General features: G+C 68.4%; 18 protein-coding genes and 1 tRNA gene. 7 read left to right on the forward strand and 12 right to left on the reverse strand.

What is annotated here, in order from left to right; genetic code table 11:
• Positions 1-19: 19 nt before the first annotated feature.
• The 9 genes from KV203_RS05675 to KV203_RS05715 form a co-directional block, all read right to left on the reverse strand.
• Complete coding sequence (locus KV203_RS05675; RefSeq protein WP_066474910.1) at positions 20-295, reverse strand: hypothetical protein; 276 nt, start codon at positions 293-295, stop codon at positions 20-22.
• 23 nt (positions 296-318) lie between these two features.
• Positions 319-609 (reverse strand): hypothetical protein, encoded by a 291-nt coding sequence (locus tag KV203_RS05680; protein WP_066474911.1) that lies wholly within the window; start codon positions 607-609, stop codon positions 319-321.
• Positions 609-1,715 carry a recombinase RecT gene (locus KV203_RS05685; protein ID WP_066474912.1) on the reverse strand — a complete coding sequence of 369 codons (1,107 nt, stop codon included), beginning with the start codon at positions 1,713-1,715 and terminating at the stop codon, positions 609-611. Before KV203_RS05685 ends, KV203_RS05680 begins: the two co-directional genes overlap by 1 nt.
• Entirely contained in the window at positions 1,712-2,614 is a 903-nt protein-coding gene (locus KV203_RS05690; protein ID WP_066474913.1) for a YqaJ viral recombinase family protein, read from the reverse strand. The genes KV203_RS05685 and KV203_RS05690 overlap by 4 nt, the downstream gene beginning before the upstream one ends.
• Positions 2,611-3,411: a helix-turn-helix domain-containing protein gene (locus KV203_RS05695; RefSeq protein WP_066474915.1), complete on the reverse strand. Its 801-nt coding sequence runs from the start codon at positions 3,409-3,411 to the stop codon at positions 2,611-2,613. The genes KV203_RS05690 and KV203_RS05695 overlap by 4 nt, the downstream gene beginning before the upstream one ends.
• Positions 3,408-4,388, reverse strand: coding sequence for a DUF5131 family protein (locus tag KV203_RS05700; RefSeq protein WP_066474917.1), 981 nt, complete (start codon positions 4,386-4,388; stop codon positions 3,408-3,410). The genes KV203_RS05695 and KV203_RS05700 overlap by 4 nt, the downstream gene beginning before the upstream one ends.
• A gap of 120 nt (positions 4,389-4,508) precedes the next feature.
• Positions 4,509-5,084 (reverse strand): 3'-5' exonuclease, encoded by a 576-nt coding sequence (locus KV203_RS05705; RefSeq protein ID WP_066474919.1) that lies wholly within the window; start codon positions 5,082-5,084, stop codon positions 4,509-4,511.
• A complete protein-coding gene (locus KV203_RS05710) occupies positions 5,081-5,374 on the reverse strand; it encodes a hypothetical protein (RefSeq protein ID WP_066474925.1) in 294 nt (97 codons plus the stop codon). Before KV203_RS05710 ends, KV203_RS05705 begins: the two co-directional genes overlap by 4 nt.
• An 84-nt stretch (positions 5,375-5,458) precedes the next feature.
• Positions 5,459-5,704 (reverse strand): helix-turn-helix domain-containing protein, encoded by a 246-nt coding sequence (locus tag KV203_RS05715; RefSeq protein ID WP_218821017.1) that lies wholly within the window; start codon positions 5,702-5,704, stop codon positions 5,459-5,461.
• Positions 5,705-5,818: 114 nt separating this feature from the next.
• Between KV203_RS05715 and KV203_RS05720 the strand changes: the two genes are divergently transcribed.
• Positions 5,819-6,151 (forward strand): helix-turn-helix domain-containing protein, encoded by a 333-nt coding sequence (locus KV203_RS05720; protein ID WP_246600606.1) that lies wholly within the window; start codon positions 5,819-5,821, stop codon positions 6,149-6,151.
• On the opposite strand, the gene KV203_RS05725 is transcribed toward KV203_RS05720, so the two are convergent.
• Positions 6,117-6,189, reverse strand: a tRNA-Lys gene (locus KV203_RS05725). The two genes, KV203_RS05720 and KV203_RS05725, sit on opposite strands and share 35 nt — an antisense overlap.
• Positions 6,190-6,454: 265 nt before the next feature.
• Between KV203_RS05725 and KV203_RS05730 the strand changes: the two genes are divergently transcribed.
• The 3 genes from KV203_RS05730 (at position 6,455) to KV203_RS05740 (ending at position 9,314) form a co-directional block, all read left to right on the forward strand.
• Positions 6,455-7,663, forward strand: a complete 1,209-nt coding sequence (locus KV203_RS05730) for a L,D-transpeptidase (RefSeq protein ID WP_066469179.1) — start codon at positions 6,455-6,457, stop codon at positions 7,661-7,663.
• Positions 7,664-7,668: 5 nt separating this feature from the next.
• Entirely contained in the window at positions 7,669-8,241 is a 573-nt protein-coding gene (locus tag KV203_RS05735) for a dihydrofolate reductase family protein (protein ID WP_066469176.1), read from the forward strand.
• Positions 8,242-8,543: 302 nt separating this feature from the next.
• A complete protein-coding gene (locus KV203_RS05740) occupies positions 8,544-9,314 on the forward strand; it encodes a hypothetical protein (RefSeq protein WP_157079760.1) in 771 nt (256 codons plus the stop codon).
• Between the two features lie 3 nt (positions 9,315-9,317).
• Here the strand turns inward: KV203_RS05740 and KV203_RS05745 are convergent, their stop codons facing one another.
• A complete protein-coding gene (locus KV203_RS05745) occupies positions 9,318-10,889 on the reverse strand; it encodes a WS/DGAT domain-containing protein (protein ID WP_157079759.1) in 1,572 nt (523 codons plus the stop codon).
• A 256-nt stretch (positions 10,890-11,145) separates the two neighbouring features.
• On the opposite strand from KV203_RS05745, the gene KV203_RS05750 reads away from it, so the two are divergent.
• Positions 11,146-13,149 carry a bifunctional copper resistance protein CopD/cytochrome c oxidase assembly protein gene (locus KV203_RS05750; protein WP_066469172.1) on the forward strand — a complete coding sequence of 668 codons (2,004 nt, stop codon included), beginning with the start codon at positions 11,146-11,148 and terminating at the stop codon, positions 13,147-13,149.
• 37 nt (positions 13,150-13,186) lie between these two features.
• Here KV203_RS05750 and KV203_RS05755 read toward each other — a convergent pair whose 3' ends face one another.
• A complete protein-coding gene (locus KV203_RS05755) occupies positions 13,187-13,564 on the reverse strand; it encodes a VOC family protein (RefSeq protein ID WP_066469167.1) in 378 nt (125 codons plus the stop codon).
• A gap of 113 nt (positions 13,565-13,677) precedes the next feature.
• Between KV203_RS05755 and ettA the strand changes: the two genes are divergently transcribed.
• Both ettA and KV203_RS05765 read left to right on the forward strand, forming a co-directional pair.
• The gene (ettA, locus tag KV203_RS05760; protein ID WP_066469166.1) at positions 13,678-15,351 is read left to right on the forward strand and encodes an energy-dependent translational throttle protein EttA; all 1,674 of its coding nucleotides are present in this window, start codon (positions 13,678-13,680) and stop codon (positions 15,349-15,351) included.
• Between the two features lie 109 nt (positions 15,352-15,460).
• Positions 15,461-20,338, forward strand: coding sequence for an NAD-glutamate dehydrogenase (locus tag KV203_RS05765; protein WP_066469165.1), 4,878 nt, complete (start codon positions 15,461-15,463; stop codon positions 20,336-20,338).
• Positions 20,339-20,342: the final 4 nt, after the last annotated feature.

Below are 20,342 nucleotides of genomic sequence, written 5' to 3' on the forward strand. Positions count from 1 at the left end.
CCGCGTGCACGTCGGCGGGCTACTCGGCATCGTCGTCGGGTTCGTCGTCGAACAGAGTGGGGCCCTCGTCGTCCCGATCGGGCATCGTGCCGCCGACGTGGACGTCGACGACCTCCATGATCGCGACGAGCCGGATCTCGCCGTCCTTCATCCGCTCCCGCTCCTGCTTCTTGCAGCGCGCACGGACGGTGAACACGACTTCCTCGTCGAGGTCCGGCGGGTCTTCCAGGCTGTCGCGAGACATGCCGTTGAACCGGAGCCGCGCGGCTTCGATCAGGGGTTGTTGAGCGTTCATGCTGGGTTGTCTCCGTTCGTGTTTCAGCGGGTGGTCTGGTCGATGGTGCGGGCGAAGTACCCGCCGAACGCGGCGACCTTCTTGAGGTCCGCGGCGGCGAGCACGATCGACTGTTCGCCGGCGTCCGGGTCGCCGACCGTGACCGGCTCACCGCGGTCGCGAGCGCCGGCCACCATCGCTAGGAACTCCGGCAGTGCGTCGACAGGGACGACGCATTCGGCGGCGGTCTCCTCCTCGAGGAACACGACACCCAGGTAGCCGAGCGTGTCGTCCTCGACGAGCTGCATCACGAGCTGGTCGTTGATCCGGGCCATCAGCTGTGGCCCTTCTCAGCGTCCTTGGCCTGCTCGGCCTGCAGGAACTGGATCAGCTCGGCAGCCTCGGCGTGGCTGAGGTCGCCGGGCTTGGTGATGTCGCGGCGGACCTGCCCGCTGAGCCAGGTCAGCCATTCGCCTTTCGGTGTGCCCTCTTTCGTGAGGAGCTGGCCGAGGGTGCGGACCTGCGTCGAGGTGCTGCTACCTGGCTGCTGGTTGTCCGGTTTCTCGCCCGCTTCCGAGGGTGGGTCGGTGATGCCGAGAGCGTCGCGGACGCCGGCGGTGCCCCGCCGCGGTGCGCGCTGCCCGGTCTCCGGGGTGGTATCGACACCCTGCACGACACCGTCCTCGTCGACGACGACGTGCGCGGCGTCCTCGAGCACCAGGTCCGCGAAGTCGTCGGGGTACGCCTTGCGCCACGCTGCTGCCTCGGTGCACTTGCCGATCTGGTTGGCCGGCATCTTCGACCACATGCTGTTCGGGCGGTTCGCGCCGTCGACCTTCACCGTCTGGACGTACTCGGCGTACATGCACACGGCGGTGTGCTCGACGCCGTCGGCGACGATCGTGACCTTCGCCGCCGCTGGCGGCTCGGTGCCCATCCAGGCGTCTTCCCAGCCGGTTTCGGTGCCGCGCCAGAGCCACGCCTTTGTTTCGGGCTTCGGGTGGCCGAGCTTGCGGGCGGCGCGTTGCCCGTTCAGCCGGTAGCCGTCGATGCCGGTCTGGATCGTGTACTTGGTGACCCACCGGACGACCTTGCGTTTCTGCCCGTCCGGCTCGTCTGGGTTGACCGGCTCGTAGGTGGCGACCTGGGTGTTGCGGCCGATCATGTAGATCTGCCGCGAGAACGGGTCGAGGCCGGTGACCTGGCAGCGGTGGAAGAACAGGTCGACATCCTCTTGCGAGGCGTCCTCGATCCCGAGCTGGCGCAGCACGGCCAGTTGGCGCGGCGTGAACTCGCGCTGGCCGGGGGCGATGACGAGCTCGCTGGACACTTCGCGGACCGCGGGGACGGGTGCAGCGGGTTGCGGGTTCAGCAGGTCCGCGGCCGGGTCGGCTGTTGCCCCCTCTCGCACGTCGGTTGTCGTGGTGGTGGGGTCTGTCACTTCGCGAGTCCTCTCAGATCGGTTGTGCTGGTCTTGGTTTCGGGGTAGAGCGACACACTGCCCCGGCTGGACGGCTGGCGTCTCGCGACCTTGAGCTCGTTGGGGACGCCGGCGAGGAGGCCGCTGGCGATGCCGCGTTGCGCGTTGCCCATCTGCTCGAGCACCCGGGTCTTGAGCCCGGTAAGCCGCTTCTTGGCGTCCTTCTCGGCGCGGTCGGCGTCGAGCCAGTCGGCGGCCAGCGCGGGGTCGATGACAGCGGTCGATCCGTCGATGTCGGGATGTAGCTCCCGGACCGCCTCGTAGGTGGCGGTCGAATCGTCCAGCGGCGGCGGGTCATCCGCTTGCAGGGAGTCCCAGAACTGTTGGCAGCGTTGCTCGATGTGCATGCACACGACGGGGTCGTACGGGATCACGTAGGTGTGCCACCGGAAGTACGGGCCCATCACCATCAGGTGAGCGGGGAGCCGGGTGTAGCCGGAGATGTGCATCTCGGCGAGCACCTGCACCGCGTAATCGGCTGGCGCACTGTCGAGATCGGTGAAGTAGTCGCCCCAATCCGACAGGTCGCGGGCGGTCTTGAACTGCACCACCCGGCGGGCGCGGCCGCGGCGGCCGCGGCGGTCGAGGGTGGCGACGGCCGGGAATCCGAGGTCCGCGCGGACCTGCACCTCGCCCGGCGACAGCTGCCAGCCCGGGTTTTCGCGGCACCACAGGTAGGCGAGCGCCGGCTCGTAGGCGTGGCCGGCGGCGAACACGTCGCTGTCCGGCTCGTCCGGCACAAGCCCTTTCATCCGGTGCCACAACCGGTACGCCGATTCCCACCTGGACAGGCCGAGGATCGCGGCGACCTTCGACGGTGAGATCAGCCGCCGATGCTCGGTTGATCCGGGCTCGATCATGCGACCGCTCCCGCGCGCCGGTACCTGGTGACGGCGCGCTGTGTGACGCCGAGCCGGTCGGCGATCCGCTTCGCGGACAGGCCGGCAGCGGTCAGCTCCGCCACCCGCTCGATCCGCTCCCGCCGGGTCGAGGCCGCGGTGTGCCTGGACCGAACCGGTTCGGTGTCCGGATCGTCGATCGTGTCCTCGTCCCATTCGAGCGGCAGCGGCCAGTCGTGGCGGGCGGCGTGCCGGCGAGCCCGAACGGAGGGACCGGGCCGCATCTGCAATTCGGCGTACAGCTTCGCGATGTCGTCGGCGCGCCGCGCCGTGACGCGGTCGGCGTGCAGGGTTCGACCGACGTGCGACACGGTCGTGCCGAGCCGGTGGGCGAGTTCGGTGTGGGTCCAGCCGGCGGCGACGAGCGCCCGGAGGCGGCGACGGGCGCCGGTCGCGTCGACGAGCGCGCCGCGCGCGGCCACCTGAGCGGGGTCGCCGGGGATCGGGACAGCGAGGACCGCGCGGGCGGTGCCGGCCATCACGTAGGCCGGGGGTGGTGTGCCGCGTTCGGGGCGGCCGAGACGCAGCGCTGAGAGTGCGGTGCGGGACACCCCGGCTCGGGCGCGGATCACGGCCAGCGACATGCCGGCCGCCCGCAGGGCGGCGACGTGCGCGCGGACGGGGTCGGCGGGGACACGCTGCGACTCCCAGCGGCCGTACGCGATGTCCCGTTCGCGGCGGGTCCCGTAGCAGGCGGCGCACAGTCCGCGTCTCAGGCGCGGCGACGACCGACCGCACCGGTCACACGCGGCGGTCACCGAGCTACCGCCGGTGGGTATTCATCCCAGGTGCGGCCGTCCAGCTCGCGGCCGGCCAGCCGCTTCCCGATCCGGTATGCGCCGACACCGCCGCCGAAGTCGTGCACGTTCGGCGACGAGACCGCGAGCTGCCCACCGACAACGGGGCTGCCGGTGTAGTAGGCACCGCCGGACATCGTGTCGTCGGCGACGACACGGCCGGGGTACCACTCGCCCCACTGCTTGAAGTGGAACGCGGCGCGGCTGGTGGCGCACTGGTCGCGCAGTGACCGCGCCCAGTCGGGATGCATCGGGCGTGCGCCGGTCCCGGACTCGCCGCCAGCGATGACCCAGTCGATGCAGTCCTCGTAGGGCGGGTAGCAGGTGCACACGTCCTCGGCGCGGTACGCGCACGTCGAATCATGCAGCCAACCAGCGAGATCGAGCGGCCCGAGCAGCGGCTCAGCGGACACGAACCGGATCGCGAGCGGGGTGTCGAGCAGGATCGGTATCCGGTTCTCGGCCCACTGCTGCGACTCGACGGACACGCCACCCCATACGTTCGGCAGTGGCCACCGCCAGGACGGCGGTTGCTGCGGGCGCTCGATCCATTTGCGGTGCACCAGTTCCACGAAATTGGCGGACCGCAGGAGCGCCCGCATCCGCGCTGGCCGCTTGGTAAGCACCTGGAACGTGTGCCGGCGCGACGCGGCCATCCGCGCCCAGACCTGGGCGATGTAGTCGTCCGGGATGTCGCGGTGGAACAGGTCCGACATGCTGTTGACGAACACGCGCCGAGTCCGGGCCCAGCGGATCGGCTGATCGAGCCGTTCCGGGCGTAGCGTCACCGCGAACCCCGCCGGGTACGCCTTGGTGCCGGCGAACCGGTGCGCGATCGTCTCGGCGTAGCAGTGGTCGCAGCCGGGCGACACCTTCGTGCAGCCGGTGACCGGATTCCATGAGGCATCGGTCCACTCGATGCTGGTGCGGTCACCCATCGTGCCGCTCCTCGGCAGCGGCGGTCACCACGGCCACCAGCCGACGACGGTGCCGAGTCCGATCGGGTGGACTCGCCACGGATCGAGCAGCTGCTCGAGCAGCGCGAGGATCGATGACGTTCATCGCTGCCCGCCTCGGTGGTCGAGGATCGCGGCGAGCACTTCGTGCGCGGCGATCGCGTCGGCGAGCGCGGTGTGCGCGTCGGCTTGGGCGGGGAGGTCCCAGAGTTCGCGGCAGCGCCGCAGGCTGGGGATGCCGTCGCCGAAGCCGTGGATCGCGGCAGTCGCGACCTCGACGTCGAGCAACCGGTAATGCCAGGGCGCGGCGGCGGTGAACTCGTAGTCGGCCTGGGCGAGGTAGCGGCGCAGGACGGTCGCGTCGTAGGCGGCGTTGGCGCCGGCGAGCGTCGCGCCGGCGAGCAGCTCGAACAGCTCGAGGTCCGCGGCGGCCGCATCCTCCGGGGGAACAGTTCGTTCGAACACCCGCCGCTCGTAGTAGCGGTTCACGGCAAGCGCGACCGGATCGGCGGCGGCGAGGACGTGCGGGTTCCACGGGGGCACGTACTCGACTACCTGCCCGCGGCGGGCGGGGGCGTCCGGCTTGTACTCGACGGCGGCGATCTCGAGCGGCACCGCGCGGTCCGGGTCGACGCTGGTCGTTTCGAGGTCGACGACCACGATCCGGCGTGCAGTCATCGGCGGATCACCCCGTGGTCGACGACGATCGGGTCGAGGTCGGAACGGGCAGCGTCGAGGTCGGCGAGTGCGTGCAGGTCACGCGCCAGACCGGCGGCCACCTTGGCGTCTTCGAGGTGGGCGGAGCGTTCCGGGCACGACAGCTGCACGGCCTTGTCGGCGTGGACCGCGGCGTGCAGACCGATCCGGGTGGCCGCACGGGTCGACGCGATCGCCATATCGGTAGCGACCGCGGCCCAGTCGTGGAGATCACCGTCCGGTACGAGCTGGTCGGAGCGAGGTGGGTGCATGGATAGACTCCTGGTTTGGTTCCGAAGGGACCCGGCCCGCCGTGGGGATGTCGCGCGACTCCACCCCGCGGCGGGTTCGCCTGTTCAGGCGTCGGGCGGGGTGACGGTGACGAGGTCGGCGACGGTGGTGCCGAGCAGTTCCGCGATGCGGGGGAGGTCGGAGAGGGCCCACTCGGTGGCCCCTCGGAGTCGCCTGGACACGGCTGTCTGGGTGAGGCCGAGTGCGTCGGCGATCGTTGTCTGTGCGAGCTTGGCGCGTGCTACCTCGGCGCGGATGTTCCCGGCCACCTGCTCGGCGTATGTCGGTGCGTCCACCGCCTGAGTATTCACGAGGCGCATTGTCAGGTAATTATCGCCTGAATCGTGGGATGCGTGTTCGGGTCGGGCGTGTCGACACAAGGCGACATCTGTCGGTATTAGTCGCGTAGGTGTTAATCTCGCGGCGTGAGCAGAGCATTCGAGGTAATGCCCGGTCGGGGCGAGCAGGACGAATCGGCGCCGCGGATCGGCAAGTCACGATCCGAGGCCGTCGCGCGGCGGATCCGGGAGCAGCTCGCTGGCCGCCGGATCAGCGCGTCGACGGTCGCGCGGCAGATCGGGATGACGCAGACGGCGATCAGCCGCCGGCTTGTCGGCCGGACCGACATGACGATCGACGAGATCGAGGCCATCTGCCGTGCGGCCGGGATCAGCTTCGAGTACGCGGTCCTCGGTCGCGGGGAGCCAGACGGGCCGGAGAGTGTGCGCCATCAGGGACTCGAACCCCGAACCCGCTGATTAAGAGTCAGCTGCTCTGCCAATTGAGCTAATGGCGCCTGCGCGTGCTCGTCGCCGAGACCGCGTAGCGGAATCAGACCATACATGTCGGCCGGACGGATGTGAAATCGATGGCGCCGGATGCGCTGGTGCTAACGCGCACGGCACTCTGGGAGATGTCCGATTCCAGAGGGAGACGCTCGTGTACCCGGCTTGCGCGGTCGGGGGACGGGCACAATTGGGGCAGCAGCCGCGGCGGTTCGGGTGGCGATTCGTTCGTCATCGGGGGCGGGGCGGGGGCCGGTACGTGAAAGTGAGCTCGACATGAAGCAGCGTCGCGTGTCCTGGACGCCGCGGAGATCGCTGACGGGTTTTCTTCCGGCAGTGTTGGCGGTGGTGCTGTTCGGCGCCGCGTGCACAGCCGGAAGTGATGCGCCGGTGACCGCGATCGACCCCAATCCGTTCACCGAGATGATCAAGCCGCGGGTGACCGCGAACTTCGTCGACGGAGCCGTCGGGGTATCGGTTGCCGAGCCGGTCACGGCGCAGGTCGAGGACGGTAAGTTCGCCCAGGTCACCGTGTTGAACCCGGAGGGTCGGCCGGTGCAGGGCGCGCTCGCTGCGGACGCCCTGTCCTGGGCGAGCACCGAGCCGCTCGGCTACAACAAGGAGTACCGACTGGTTGCCGAGTCGTTCGGCCTCGGTGGGCGCTCGACGACCGAGTTCCGGTTCACCACAAGTGCCCCGGCAAATCTGACCCAGCCCTACCTCAATGTCAGTGACAACGAGGTGGTCGGGATCGGCCAGCCGGTCGGCATACAGTTCGATGAGCCGATCGGCGACCGCAAGGCTGTCCAGGACGCGATCACGGTGGTTACCGAGCCGCAGGTCGACGGTGCCTTCTACTGGATCAGCCCGACCGAATTGCGTTGGCGACCGGAGAAGTTCTGGAATCCGGGCACGAAGGTTCGAGTGGACGTGAATGTCTACGGCAAGGACCTCGGTGGCGGGGTGTACGGAGCCCAGGACCTGCATACGAACTTCACGATCGGCGACGCGGTGGTGCTGACTGCCGACGACAACACGCTGCAGGTGGTGGTCGAGCGAAACGGCCAGGTGATCAATACGATGCCGACCTCGATGGGCAAGCCGGGTACGCCTACCGACAACGGGATCTATATCGTCGCCGACAAACATCAGCGGATCATCATGGACTCGTCGACGTACGGTGTTCCGGTCAACTCGCCGGACGGCTACAAGACGCCGGTCGACTGGGCGACCCGAATTTCCTACAGCGGCATCTTCTTCCATTCGGCGCCGTGGTCGATCGGGCAGCAGGGCTACTCGAACGCCAGCCACGGCTGCCTCAATCTCAGCCCGGACAATGCCATCTGGGTTTTCAACAACACCAAGCGCGGAGATATCACGATCGTGAAGAACAGTCAGGGCGGCACGTTGCCGGGAACCGATGGTCTCGGTGACTGGAACATTCCCTGGGATATCTGGAAGGTCGGTAACGCACAGCAGAGCTGACGATCATGCCAACTCGATATCGTTACTACACCGCCACCACTCTGGACGGCTTCCTTGCCGACGACAGCGACTCGCTGGACTGGCTGTTCGCCCACGACGTCGACGAGCAGGGTTTCCTCAACATAGGTGAGTTCATGGCGGGCGTCGGGGCCCTGGTGATGGGTGCGACGACCTACGAATGGGTGACCGGTCACCTGGCGGGCACCGGTGCGCCGTGGCCGTACGACGGCACGCCCACGTTCGTCTTCACCCACCGTGATCAGACACCGATTGCCGAGACGGTCGAGATCGTCACGGGTGCGCCCGCCGAGTGGCGAGCGGAGCTGGAAGAAGCCGCGGCCGGCCGGGACGTGTGGGTAGTCGGCGGCGGTGGTCTGGCCGCCGACTTCGCCGCCGCCGATATGCTCGACGAGATCTTGGTCTCGATTGCCCCGGTGACGCTAGGCGCGGGTCGGCCGCTCTTCGGCGGCCCGTTCGAGCTGCAGCTGCTCGAGTTCGGCCGTAACCGGGACTTTCTCTGTGCGCGCTACGCCGTGATCGGCCCACTGGATGTGATCGGCAAGTCGGCGACGGGGTGAGCCGGGTCTGGTCGGCCTCGGCTCCGGGCGCAGCCGGTTGTCGACCAGCGGTAGTCCCGCAGGTATGCTGCAGCGGCGAAGTCTGGAAGGTGGCCGTTGTCGACGATCCGCGGGATGCTGATGGCGGTAGGCTGCAGGACAGAACGTGCCGACCTTGGTCCGTAATCGCAGGTGTACGGCGTTGACAAGTGGAGTTTGGAGCTCGAAGGTTGAAAGTCGGCCTTCGGCGGGCAAGTCCCGCCGCACGTTTCGCATCCCCAAGGTCGCGTAACGGCGGCGTCCAGAAAGAAGTTGATTAAGACATGCCAAGCTTAACATTTCTCACCAGTTACGCCCGCGGCTACAGCTCCTACTACGTCAACCGGCGCGTCCGCAGTGCGTGGGGCGGCCCCTTCAACGGCCAGGAAGGCCGTCGGGCGATATTTGCCACCCTGCTCGACGTGGTCAAGCCCGACCTGCTGGTGGAGACGGGCACGTTTCTCGCCACGACAACGCGGTTCCTCGCGCGTTCCGGTGTGGACGTCGTCACGGTAGAAGGGTCGGCGGAGTACTTCGGCTTCGCGCAGGCCAGCCTGTTGCGTTGCCGCAACGTCGAGTCGCGGTTCGGGGACAGTCGTAGCGTGCTCCGGGCGTTGTTCGACTCTCCCAAGTACCAGCAGCGTCGCGTCCTCGCCTACCTCGACGCCCATTGGGCGTCCGATCTTCCGCTCGCGGAGGAGATCGAAATCATCTTCGGTCGTCATCCCGACGCGGTCGTGCTGGTCGACGACTTCCAGGTCCCTGGCGACGCCGGGTACGGCTACGACGACTACGGTCCCGGCAAGGCGCTTATCCCGGAATACATCGCCCCGGCGCTTGCCGCTTTCGACCTGGTCGCGCTGTATCCGACGCTCCCCGCAGACGACGAGACCGGCGCTCGCCGTGGGTGTGTGGTAGTAGCACCGCGGAATCGGTCGGCGGAATTGTGTGCAACCCAGTTGCTGCAGTCGGCGGACGACGGGGGTGCGGAGCAGCCGACCGCGACCGGTATCGACATCGCTCAGTCGGGAGCTCATCCCTCGGGTCAAGCGTGACCGCTACGGCCGCCGTGCGACCCGTGCGGTCCGCAGCGCCGTAACCACCTCGGTGAAGGCCTCGCCGAGCAGGTCGGCGTAGGTATCGATCTGGGTTACCACACTGGGGGCGGCGATCGCCGACACGGTGAGGTCGTCCTTGCCGCCGACGAAACTGTGCACCAGGCCGATGTCGGTGCCGACGTTGATCGCATGCCCGCCGAACACATACGGCCGACGCGTTACCGACCAGTCGGCGTGCTCGCCGACTCGGCGCACGCTGGTCACCGCGGTGGCCCAGCGGGATGGGGTGGGCAGGTTCTCCACCCGCCGCAGCAGCTTCGGATAGACGGCGAACGGGGTCGCTGCACCGGTTTCGATTCGTTCGGCCGCCACGTCCTGCTGGCTTCTCCGGGTGTATTGCAGCGCGGCGTGAATCGCGCGGGCGCGAGCGGCGGGGTCGACAACGCCGGGGTAGAGGTCGGCCTGAGCCGCGTTGACCCGGTTAACCCCGAGCACCCCGCGCGGATCGCCGACCGCGACGAGGACGAGACCGGCGAGATCGTCCGGGCAGTTCTGGTCCAGTGCGCGGAGGTAGCGCTGCACGGCGATCGACACCGCGGTGAGCCCGAGAGCGGTCACCGTCACCCCGCGGCCACGCGCCCCGGTCAGGTCGGGGCGGACTACCCGAATCTGCGGCCGTTCGACCGGGCGGTCCGGGTCGGGCGCGATGTTGAACAGGGTCGGGGTGCGGTCGGTGACGAGCGGCGGCCGGCGCCGCCGAGTTTGCGCCACAGCATGTCGCGCATGCCGGGCCTGCCAGCGGACTATTTCGTAGGGGAGTCGGGCCGCACCGAGTAGCGTCGCCCGCACGGGCCGAGGCCGGGCGAGCGGTTTGCCGAGTCCGGCGATATGCAGTGGTGCCGGATCGGCACCGAACAGCGCCTGCGACATACCTTCGATCTGGGCGCCGACCAGGACGGCGTGGCTGACCTGGGCGAACAGCAGGGTGGACGGCCCGGTGGCGCCCGGCGCGCCGCTGACGTGGGTGTACCCGGTGAGCCGCCAGGTGGTTTCCTGCAGGTCGAGTGGTCGATCGAAGGCGGTGGCCATCGCCGCGAGGGCAGCCGACCAGGTGGTCGGGGTCTCGTCGATCTGCAGTCGCGCGCTCAGCGAGGTGGTGCCGGCGACCCAGTACGGATTGCCCAGGTGCCCTGGGACGTCGGCAACATGGCGGTTCAGCACGTCGAGGTGGCCGACACGGCTGGTGAGGTGTTCGGTGAGCTCGATCGCGCTCGGTGCCCCGGCCGGGCCGTTGTCGAACACCCAATACATCACCCAATCGGTGACCCGATCCGGGGTCGACATCAGATAGGCGGTCGCGTCGCCGATCGACAAGCGGGCACCGAGCATGCCGGATCGGTCCGGGTACGGCGCGGGCAGGTGTTGAGCCTTGATCGGCGGCTCGCTCGACGCGATCGAAAGCCGGGGGCGGGGCGCGGCAGGCCGGGCGGTGGCCGGGCCCGACCCGGGACGACCGAATCGGACCGGGTTGGTGTCGTGGAGTCCGGCGGTACCTCGTGGTGTGGAGCTCACGCGTGGCGTCCTTGTCTCCCGGCGATCCACTGCGCGGCGGTCCAGGTGCGCGAGGTATCCGGGGCAGCTCGGAGTTCGGGTCTCGAATGTGTCAGGTGTGACGAAAGTGCCATGCGAGCCAGGAGTCTACGGCAAAAGCATGTAGAAGACTGTAATCAGTACTACTTGCCAGTTATAGCAGGTATTTCTTGTGCGGGCGCGGATCGAAGCGGGCTCCTGCCGAAAGCTCGGGACGGGTGCTGGTTAGGCTGGTTTCATGGCCGGGCCCACGAGCGAGAAGCAGGCCGGCTCGGCGTCGCTGCTAGCTGCGGCAGCGCTGCTGGCCGCCGTGGTGGCGATGCTGGTCGTCGGGCTGTCCGCGGCGGCCGCGTTGGCTCGGTTGGGTATTCCCGACCCCGGTCTGCTGGTCACTTACGGACTGCCGGCGGTGCGCGCGTCGGCCGAGGGCGCGGCGGCGGTCGCTGCTGGTTCGCTGCTGCTGGCGGCATTTCTGGTACCGCCGCAGCCCAACGGCGTTTTGGATGTCGGTGGTTATCGCGCGGTCCGAACCGCCGGTTTCGCCGCGGCCGGATGGGCGGCGTGCGCGCTCATGCTCATCCCGCTGACCCTGTCCGACGTGTCCGGTCGGCCGCTGGCCGAGGCGTTGCAGCCGGCAAACCTGTGGAGCTCGATCGGTCAGGTCGAATCTGCCCGGGTGTGGCGCGACACCGCAATCGTGGCTGTCGTCCTGGTTCTCGGCTGTCGGGCAACGCTGCGCTGGGTGTGGACGCCGCTGTTGTTGGCATTGGCGTTGGCCGGGCTGATGCCGCTGGCGGTGACCGGACATTCGTCGGCCGGCGGCGCCCACGACGTGGCCACCAACAGCCTGATCTGGCACCTGATCGCTGCCGTGTTGTGGGCCGGTGGGCTGTTCGCGCTGTCCGCGCACGCCCGCCGCGACGGCGCCCACCTGGCGTTGGCGGCGCGCCGATTCTCCGTGGTCGCCGGAGTCGCATTCGTCGTCATGGCCGTCAGTGGCGTGCTCAACGCGCTGGTCCGGCTTCCGCTGGGCGATCTGTTCCAGACCACCTACGGTCGGCTGGTGCTGGCCAAGGTTGCCGCGCTGGTCGTGCTCGGCGTGCTCGGCTGGCAGCAGCGCCGCCGCGCACTGCCGGCGTTGGCTGCCGACCCGACGTCGCGCTGGGCGCTGATCCGATTCGCCGGCGTGGAGGTCGCGGTGTTTGCGGCGACGATCGGTCTGGCGGTCGGTCTCGGTCGCACCCCACCGCCCCAGCCCACACGGGTGCCCAGCGTCACCGAGGTCGAGCTCGGCTACGACCTGGCCGGGCCGCCAACGTTGGGTCGGGTGTTGTTCGACTGGCGGTTCGATCTGATCTACGGCACCGCGGCGATCATCATGGCGATGCTGTACCTACGCGGGGTGCGACGGCTCCGGGTGCGGGGAGACGACTGGCCGGTCGGGCGCACCCTGGCCTGGCTGCTCGGTTGCGCGGTCCTGCTGTTCGCCACGTCGTCGGGGATGGGCCGCTACGCGCCGGCGATGTTCAGCATGCATATGGCATCGCATATGGCGTTGTCGATGCTGGCGCCGATCCTGCTCGCGCTCGGTGGGCCGATCACCCTGGCCTTGCGGGCTCTGGAACCGGCCGGCCGGGACGCTCCGCCGGGACTGCGAGAGTGGTTGCTCGTCGCACTGCACAGTCCGGTTTCGCGATTCCTGACTCGGCCGGTGGTCGCCGCGACGATATTCGTCGCCGGCTTCTACGCGCTGTATCTCGGCGGCATCTTCGATGCGACGGTGGATTCGCATGCCGCCCATCTGCTGATGACGCTGCACTTTGTGCTCAGCGGCTACCTTTTCTACTGGGTGGTGATCGGGGTCGATCCGGCGCCGCGGCCGGTTCAGCCGGTCACCAAGCTGGCGGTGGTGTTCGGCTCGTTGCCGTTCCACGCCTTCTTCGGCATCGCGCTGATGAGCAGCACGACGGTGCTGGGCGGCTGGTTCTATCGTGGGCTCGGGCTGAGTTGGCATACCGACCTGCTCGCCGACCAACGCCTCGGCGGCGGGATCGCCTGGGCGACCGGCGAGCTGCCGCTGGTGATCGTCATGTCGGCGCTGTTGATCCAGTGGTCGCGGGCCGATGAGCGGACGGCCCGGCGGATCGATCGGGCCGCAGACCGGGATGACGACGCCGACCTGGCCGCCTACAACGCGATGTTTGCCGAACTGGCCCGCCGCGACGGCGACGTCCGCCGGTAGCGCTGGTCGGGTTTCGCTCCCCGCGCGGCGCGCTCGGCTACACCCACTGCACGAGTTGCCACACGATCCCGTTCGGGTCGACGAACTGGCAATACCGTTCGCCCCACGGCTCGGTTTCCGGTTCGGTGACCACCGTCGCGCCGGCCGCGGCGATCCGGCTGAACTCGGCGTCGAGATCGTCGACCACAAATGCGAGTAGCATGCCGTGGCCGGCCGGACCGGCGATGAAGTCGGGCTTGAACGTCTCCAGCCCGATGCGCAGAAACACCAGGTTGACCCCGGCGTCCGGGTGGCCGAGCGAGACGAAGCCGTCGGCGGCCATCGCTTCGGTGAAGCCGAAGTGTTCGATCGCAAACGTGGCCGATGCCGCGACGTCGGCGACATTCAGCGACAGTGCGGTGGCGGTGATGCGCACGCGAGGGCTCCTCGTTCGACCGGATCCGGCTATGCCTACGACGACCATAGCGATGATGGCGCCGGCAACGCGGCGATGACCGAACCGACCGGCCCGGCGGATAGGCTGGCGGCATGGCGGAGTTCATTTACACGATGAAAAAGGTGCGGTTGGCGCACGGTGACAAGGTCATCCTCGACGACGTCACGATGAGCTTCTACCCCGGGGCGAAGATCGGTGTGGTCGGTCCCAACGGCGCCGGCAAGTCCAGCCTGCTCAAGATCATGGCTGGGCTGAGCCAGCCCAGCAACGGCGAGGCTTTTCTCGATCCGGGCGCGACTGTCGGCATCCTGTTGCAGGAGCCGCCGCTGAACGAAGCCAAGACCGTTCGCGGGAACGTCGAGGAAGGTCTCGGCGAGATCAAGGTCAAGCTCGACCGGTTCAACGCGATCGCCGAGGAGATGGCGACGAATTACACCGACGAGCTGATGGCGGAGATGGGCAAGCTCCAGGAAGAGCTGGACCACGCCGACGCCTGGGACCTGGACTCTCAGCTCGAGCAGGCGATGGACGCGCTGCGTTGCCCGCCGCCGGACGAGCCGGTCACCCATCTGTCCGGCGGTGAACGTCGCCGGGTCGCGCTGTGCAAGCTGTTGTTGTCCAAGCCGGACCTCCTGCTGTTGGACGAGCCGACCAATCACCTCGACGCCGAATCGGTGCTCTGGCTCGAGCAGTACCTGGCGTCCTACCCGGGCGCAGTGCTGGCCGTCACCCACGACCGGTACTTCCTTGACCATGTCGCGCAATGGATCTGCGAGGTGGATCGCGGGAAGCTGCACCCGTACCAGGGCAACTACTCCACCTATCTGGAGCGCAAAGCCGAGCGGTTGGAGGTGCAGGGGAAGAAGGATCAGAAACTGCAACGCCGGCTCCGGGAGGAGCTGGAGTGGGTGCGCTCCGGCGCCAAGGCTCGGCAAACCAAGAGCAAGGCCCGGCTCGCTCGGTACGAGGAGATGGCCGCAGAAGCCGAAAAACATCGCAAGCTGGACTTCGAGGAGATCCAGATCCCGACCCCGCCGCGGCTGGGCAACGTGGTCGTCGAGGTCACCCATCTGGACAAGGGCTTCGACGGTCGGGTGCTGATCAAGGATCTGTCGTTCACCCTGCCGCGCAACGGCATTGTCGGTGTGATCGGCCCGAACGGGGTGGGCAAGACGACGCTGTTCAAGACGATCGTCGGCCTGGAGGAGCCGGACTCGGGTGCGGTGAAGGTCGGCGAGACGGTCCGGCTCAGCTATGTAGATCAGGGCCGGGAAAATATCGATCCGAAAAAGACTGTATGGGAAGTGGTTTCGGACGGTCTGGATCATATCGAAGTCGGGCAGAACGAGATGCCCTCCCGCGCCTATGTAAGCGCTTTCGGCTTCAAGGGTCCGGATCAACAGAAGCCGGCCGGGGTCTTGTCCGGCGGTGAACGAAACCGGCTGAATCTGGCGCTGACCCTGAAGAAGGGCGGCAACCTGATCCTGCTGGACGAACCCACCAACGACCTCGACGTCGAGACCCTGGGCTCCCTGGAGAATGCGCTGCAGCGGTTCCCCGGCTGCGCCGTGGTGATCTCGCACGATCGTTGGTTCCTCGATCGCAGCTGCACGCATATCCTGGCCTGGGAGGGCAATGTCGCCGAGGGGCAATGGTTCTGGTTCGAGGGTAACTTCGAAGGATACGAAACGAACAAGGTCGAGCGGCTCGGTCCGGACGCGGCTCGGCCGCATCGGGTGACCCACCGCAAGCTCACCCGCAACTGAGGCTACCGGGACGCGTCGGGACGCGCCGAGCGGGAGGGGTTGTGGATGTGTTCGGGGCGATAGTGTTTCGGGCACAAACGAGGCTGGGTACGACGATGGAGTGACGCACATGACTGTGTCGACGGAATTGTCGGAAACGGACTGGGACACGATCCCGGCCGAGCTGCGTGCCGATATCGGCACGGTCGCCGACGTGTACTTCCGAGAGGTGGACGACCGGGACGAGATCGGGGTGGCGGCGGGCGCCGTGTTGCGCGCGCACCTCGAGCTCGCGCTGGTGCGACCGGCCGGCGTCGCGCTCTGCCGAGTGCATCGGCCCGAGGACGGCACCGGGCTCGGTGCCAGCGTCCAGATCGTCACCGACGACATGCCGATGCTGGTGGAGTCGGTCACCGCGACGCTCGTCCGACTGGGGGTGGCGGTCGACGAGGTGGTGCACCCGGTAGTCGACGTCCGGCGCGACGCCGCGCGTCGGCTGCAGCACGTCGCCCCGCACGATGTGGACGGTGCCGGGGCGGCCGCCGAATCCTGGATGCATCTGCAACTGCGCCGGTCCACCTCGGCCGAGCTGCTGGACCGGATCGGCACGGTTCTGCCCGGGGTGCTGGCGGATGTCGGTCGGGTCGTGGCGGACGCGACCGCCATGCGGGACCTGGAGCGCAGCGCGGCCGCGGAGCTGGAGCGCAACGCGGCGGCAGAGCTGGAGCGCAGCGCCGACAGTTCGGCCGATCTCCCCGGACCGGCCCTCTCGGCAGCGGCGATCGAGGAGGGCGCGCTCCTGCTGCGCTGGTTCGCCGACGGCCACTGCACCGTGCTCGGATACTGCCGAGTGGACGGGTTGGGCGAATCGTCGCGGCTGGACGAGAGCAGCCGGCTGGGAATCTTGCGCAACGCCGGATTCGCCCCGCCGGGGTTCACCGGGGCGCGCGTGCTCGAACTCGCCGAGGGAGTGGACCCGGCGCGGCTCCGCCGCTCGGTCGACCCGTACTTCGTGCAAGTTGCCCGTTTCGACGCCACCGGTCGGCTGATCGGAGCACATGTATTTCTCGGCGTTTTCACCGTATCCGCATTGCACGACAACGTGCTCGGCGTTCCGGTGGTCGGCCGTCGCGTGCGCGCGGTGATCGATCGAGCCGGGCACGAGCTGGACTCGTTCACGGGACAGGCGATGCTGGCGGTGATGCAGTCTTTCCCGCGCGCCGAGCTGTTCGCCGCGTCGGTGGACACCCTTTTCGGCATCACCACCGCGGTCCTGGATGCCGGTCGCCGCCGCGAAGTGTTGCTGTTCCTGCGCGCGGCGACTCCCCGCCGGGTGTCGTGTCTTGTCTACCTGCCACGGGACCGGTGGGCCACCGCGGTACGGCGGCGGATGCAGGACATCCTGCTGCGCGAGTTCGGCGGAGACCGGATCGACTATTCGGTACGGGTCAGCGAGGCGGACCTGGCGACGGTGGCCTTCGCCGTCGACCGTGCCGATGCGACCCCGGCGGACCTGTCCGAGGAGAACCGGCTGCGGGTGCAGGAGCTGCTCGCGGAGACGAGCCGCAGCTGGGACGACCGGCTGGCCGAAGAGATGCGGCTGCCGAACCGTCAGATCGGCGACCTCGAGCCCGGCTCGGTCGTCGTGCCTGCCGGATACCAGCAGGACGTGCCGCCGACGCGGGCGCTGGGCGACATCGCGCGACTGGCTCGGCTGCAGCCCGGACGGATCGACCTGCGGCTGTATCGGAAGTCCGACGCGGCGCGCGGCATGTGGCGACTGGGGGTATATCTGTCCGGCGCCGGGGTGTCGCTGAGTCGGGTGTTGCCGATGCTGCAATGCCTCGGCGTCGAGGTGCTCGACGAACGGCCCTACGAGATCCGGCTCGCCGGTGCCGAGCACTGGATCTACGACTTCGGGCTGCGCGCCGGGCAAGAGCTCCTGCGCGACGCCGTCGGACCGGATCTGGATCGTCAGCTCGAGGACGACGGTCGGGCCGTGCCGGCCGATGTGCCGCGCCGGTTCACCGAGGCGTTCGAGGCGATCTGGTACGGCCGGGCCGAGGCGGACACGTTCAACGAGCTGGTACTGCTGGCAGCGTTGGACTGGCGCCAGGTGAGCGTCCTGCGCGCCTACGCCCGCTACCTGCGCCAAGCCGGGTTCCCGTACAGCCCGGAGAACATCGCTCGGGTGCTGTTATCCCATCCGGCGGCGGCGCGCCTGTTCGTACAGCTCTTCGAGGCGATGTTCGATCCCGCGGCGTTCGATCCTGCGGCGTTCGATCCCGCGCATGCCGACGAGTTGGACGCGCAGCTGCGCGCGGTGATCGACCGGGTGGTCAGCCTGGACACCGACCGGATCCTGCGCGCGATCCTCAGCCTGATCCGGGCGACGCTGCGCACCAACTACTACGTCACGACACCCGGCGGCGAGCCGCCGGAGGTGCTCTCGCTCAAGTTGGAGCCGGGCGAGATCGCCGAACTGCCGAAGCCGCGTCCCCGATTCGAGGTGTTCGTCTACGGGCCGCAGGTCGAGGGGGTGCACCTGCGGTTCGGTTCGGTCGCGCGGGGCGGGCTGCGCTGGTCGGACCGGCAGGAGGACTTCCGCACCGAGGTGCTCGGCCTGGTGAAAGCCCAAGCGGTGAAGAACGCGGTGATCGTGCCGGTCGGTGCGAAGGGGGGCTTCGTCGTCAAGCAGCCGCCGCGACCGACCGGCGACGCCGCCGCCGACCGAGCGGCGCAGCAGGCCGAAGGCGTCGCCAGCTACCGCCGGTTCATCTCCGGCCTGTTGGATGTGACCGATAACGTCGATCTCGCCACCAATGCCGTCGTTCCCCCCGCCCGGGTGGTCCGCCGAGACGGCGACGACACCTATCTGGTGGTGGCCGCCGACAAGGGCACCGCGACGTTCTCCGACATCGCCAACGAAGTGGCCGGCCGGTACCGATTCTGGTTGGGTGATGCGTTCGCGTCCGGCGGTTCGGCCGGCTACGACCACAAAGCGATGGGGATCACCGCCAAAGGTGCCTGGGAGGCGGTGAAGCGGCACTTCCGGGAAATGGACATCGACACCCAGACCGAGGATTTCACCGTCGTCGGGGTCGGCGACATGAGCGGCGACGTCTTCGGCAACGGGATGCTGCTGTCCCGGCACATCAAATTGGTTGCGGCGTTCGACCACCGGCACATCTTCGTCGACCCGGACCCGGATGCCGCCGCCTCGTTCGCCGAGCGGCAGCGGATGTTCGCGTTGCCGCGCTCGTCCTGGGACGACTACGACCGGACCCGGATCAGTCCGGGTGGCGGCGTCTGGGACCGGACGGTGAAATCGATCCCGATCAGTCCGCAGATGCGGTCGGCGCTCGGCCTGGCCGATGACGTGACCACCCTCGCGCCGCCGGAGCTGGTCCGGGCGATCCTGCTCGCTCCGGCCGATCTGCTGTGGAACGGAGGTATCGGCACCTACATCAAGGCGAGCGCCGAATCGAACGCCGAGGTGGGCGACAAATCCAACGACGCCGTTCGGGTCGACGGAAATCAGTTGCGGGTCAAGGTTATCGGCGAGGGTGGCAATCTCGGGGCGACCGCCCGGGGCCGGATCGAGTTCTGCCTGGCCGGCGGCCGGATGAACACCGACGCGCTGGACAACTCGGCCGGGGTGGACTGCTCCGACCACGAGGTGAACATCAAGGTGTTGCTCGACCGGCTCGTCTCGGCCGGCCAACTCGACGCCGAGCAGCGCAACCCGCTGTTGGCCTCGATGACCGACGAGGTCGCCCGGCTGGTACTGCAGGACAACATCGCCCAGAACGACCTGATCGGGATCGAGCGCTCGAATGCACTCAGCATGCTCGCGGTACACGGCCGGCTGATCACGAACCTGGTCGCGACCCGCGGACTGGACCTGGAGCTGGAGGCGTTGCCGGGGCCGGAAGAGATCACCCGCCGCGGCGCGGCCGGCGGTGGGCTCACCTCGCCGGAGCTGGCCAATCTGCTCGCGCATGTGAAGCTGGCGCTCAAGGACGACCTGCTGGCCGGTGACCTGCCGGACGCCCCGGTGTTCGCCCGGCGACTGCCGGAGTACTTCCCGAGCGAACTGCGGGGACGCTTCGCCGGGGCGATCGCCGACCATCCACTGCACCGCGAGATCACCACCACGGTGTTGGTGAACGATATGGTCGACCTCGGTGGGATCAGCTACGCGTTCCGGTTGTTCGAGGAGACCGGGGTGAGCACGGGGGACGCGGTCCGGGCATTCGCCGCGGCCGTGGAGATCTTCGATCTGCGCGCGTTGTGGGCGCAGATTCGCGACGCCGATGCGCCGACGTCGATCCGGGACGAGCTGGAGCTGGAGACCAAACGCACGCTGGACCGGACTTCGCGGTGGCTGTTGACGCACCGACCGCAACCGCTCGCCGTCGGTGCCGAGATCCAGCGCTACGCCGGCCGTGCCTCCTGGCTCGGCTCGGATGTGCCCGGCTGGGTGTGTGGCGGGCAGCTGCAGCGGATGCAGCAGCGGATCGACGAGGTGGTGTCCCGCGGCGCCCCACGCGCCTTGGCCGAACAGGTATTCCTGCTGCTCAACAAGTTTCCGCTGCTCGATGTCATCGACATCGCCGACATCACCGATCGGGACGCGGCCGAGGTCGGCGCGCTCTACTACTTGTTGGACGATCATCTGGGCGTCGACCGTCTGCTGGTGGCGGTCACGAAGCTGAAGCGCGGTGATCGCTGGCATGCGCTGGCTCGGCTCGCGCTGCGCGACGACCTGTACGCGTCGCTGCGATCGTTGACCATCGACGTACTGGCCGCGGGGGAGCCCGGGCAGCCGGCCGGCGCCGTCATCGCCGAGTGGGAATCGTCCAACCGGTCTCGGCTCAGCCGCGCTCGGACCGCGCTCGACGAGATCTTCGCGACCGGCTCGGTCGACCTCGCGACCCTGTCGGTGGCCGCCCGTCAGGTGCGCAGCATGGTCAGCGGCAGTCGGGGGGCGGAGGGCTCGTGGTGACCCG

Origin of the sequence: Skermania piniformis (assembly GCF_019285775.1) — a bacterium.
GTDB lineage: Bacteria > Actinomycetota > Actinomycetes > Mycobacteriales > Mycobacteriaceae > Skermania > Skermania pinensis.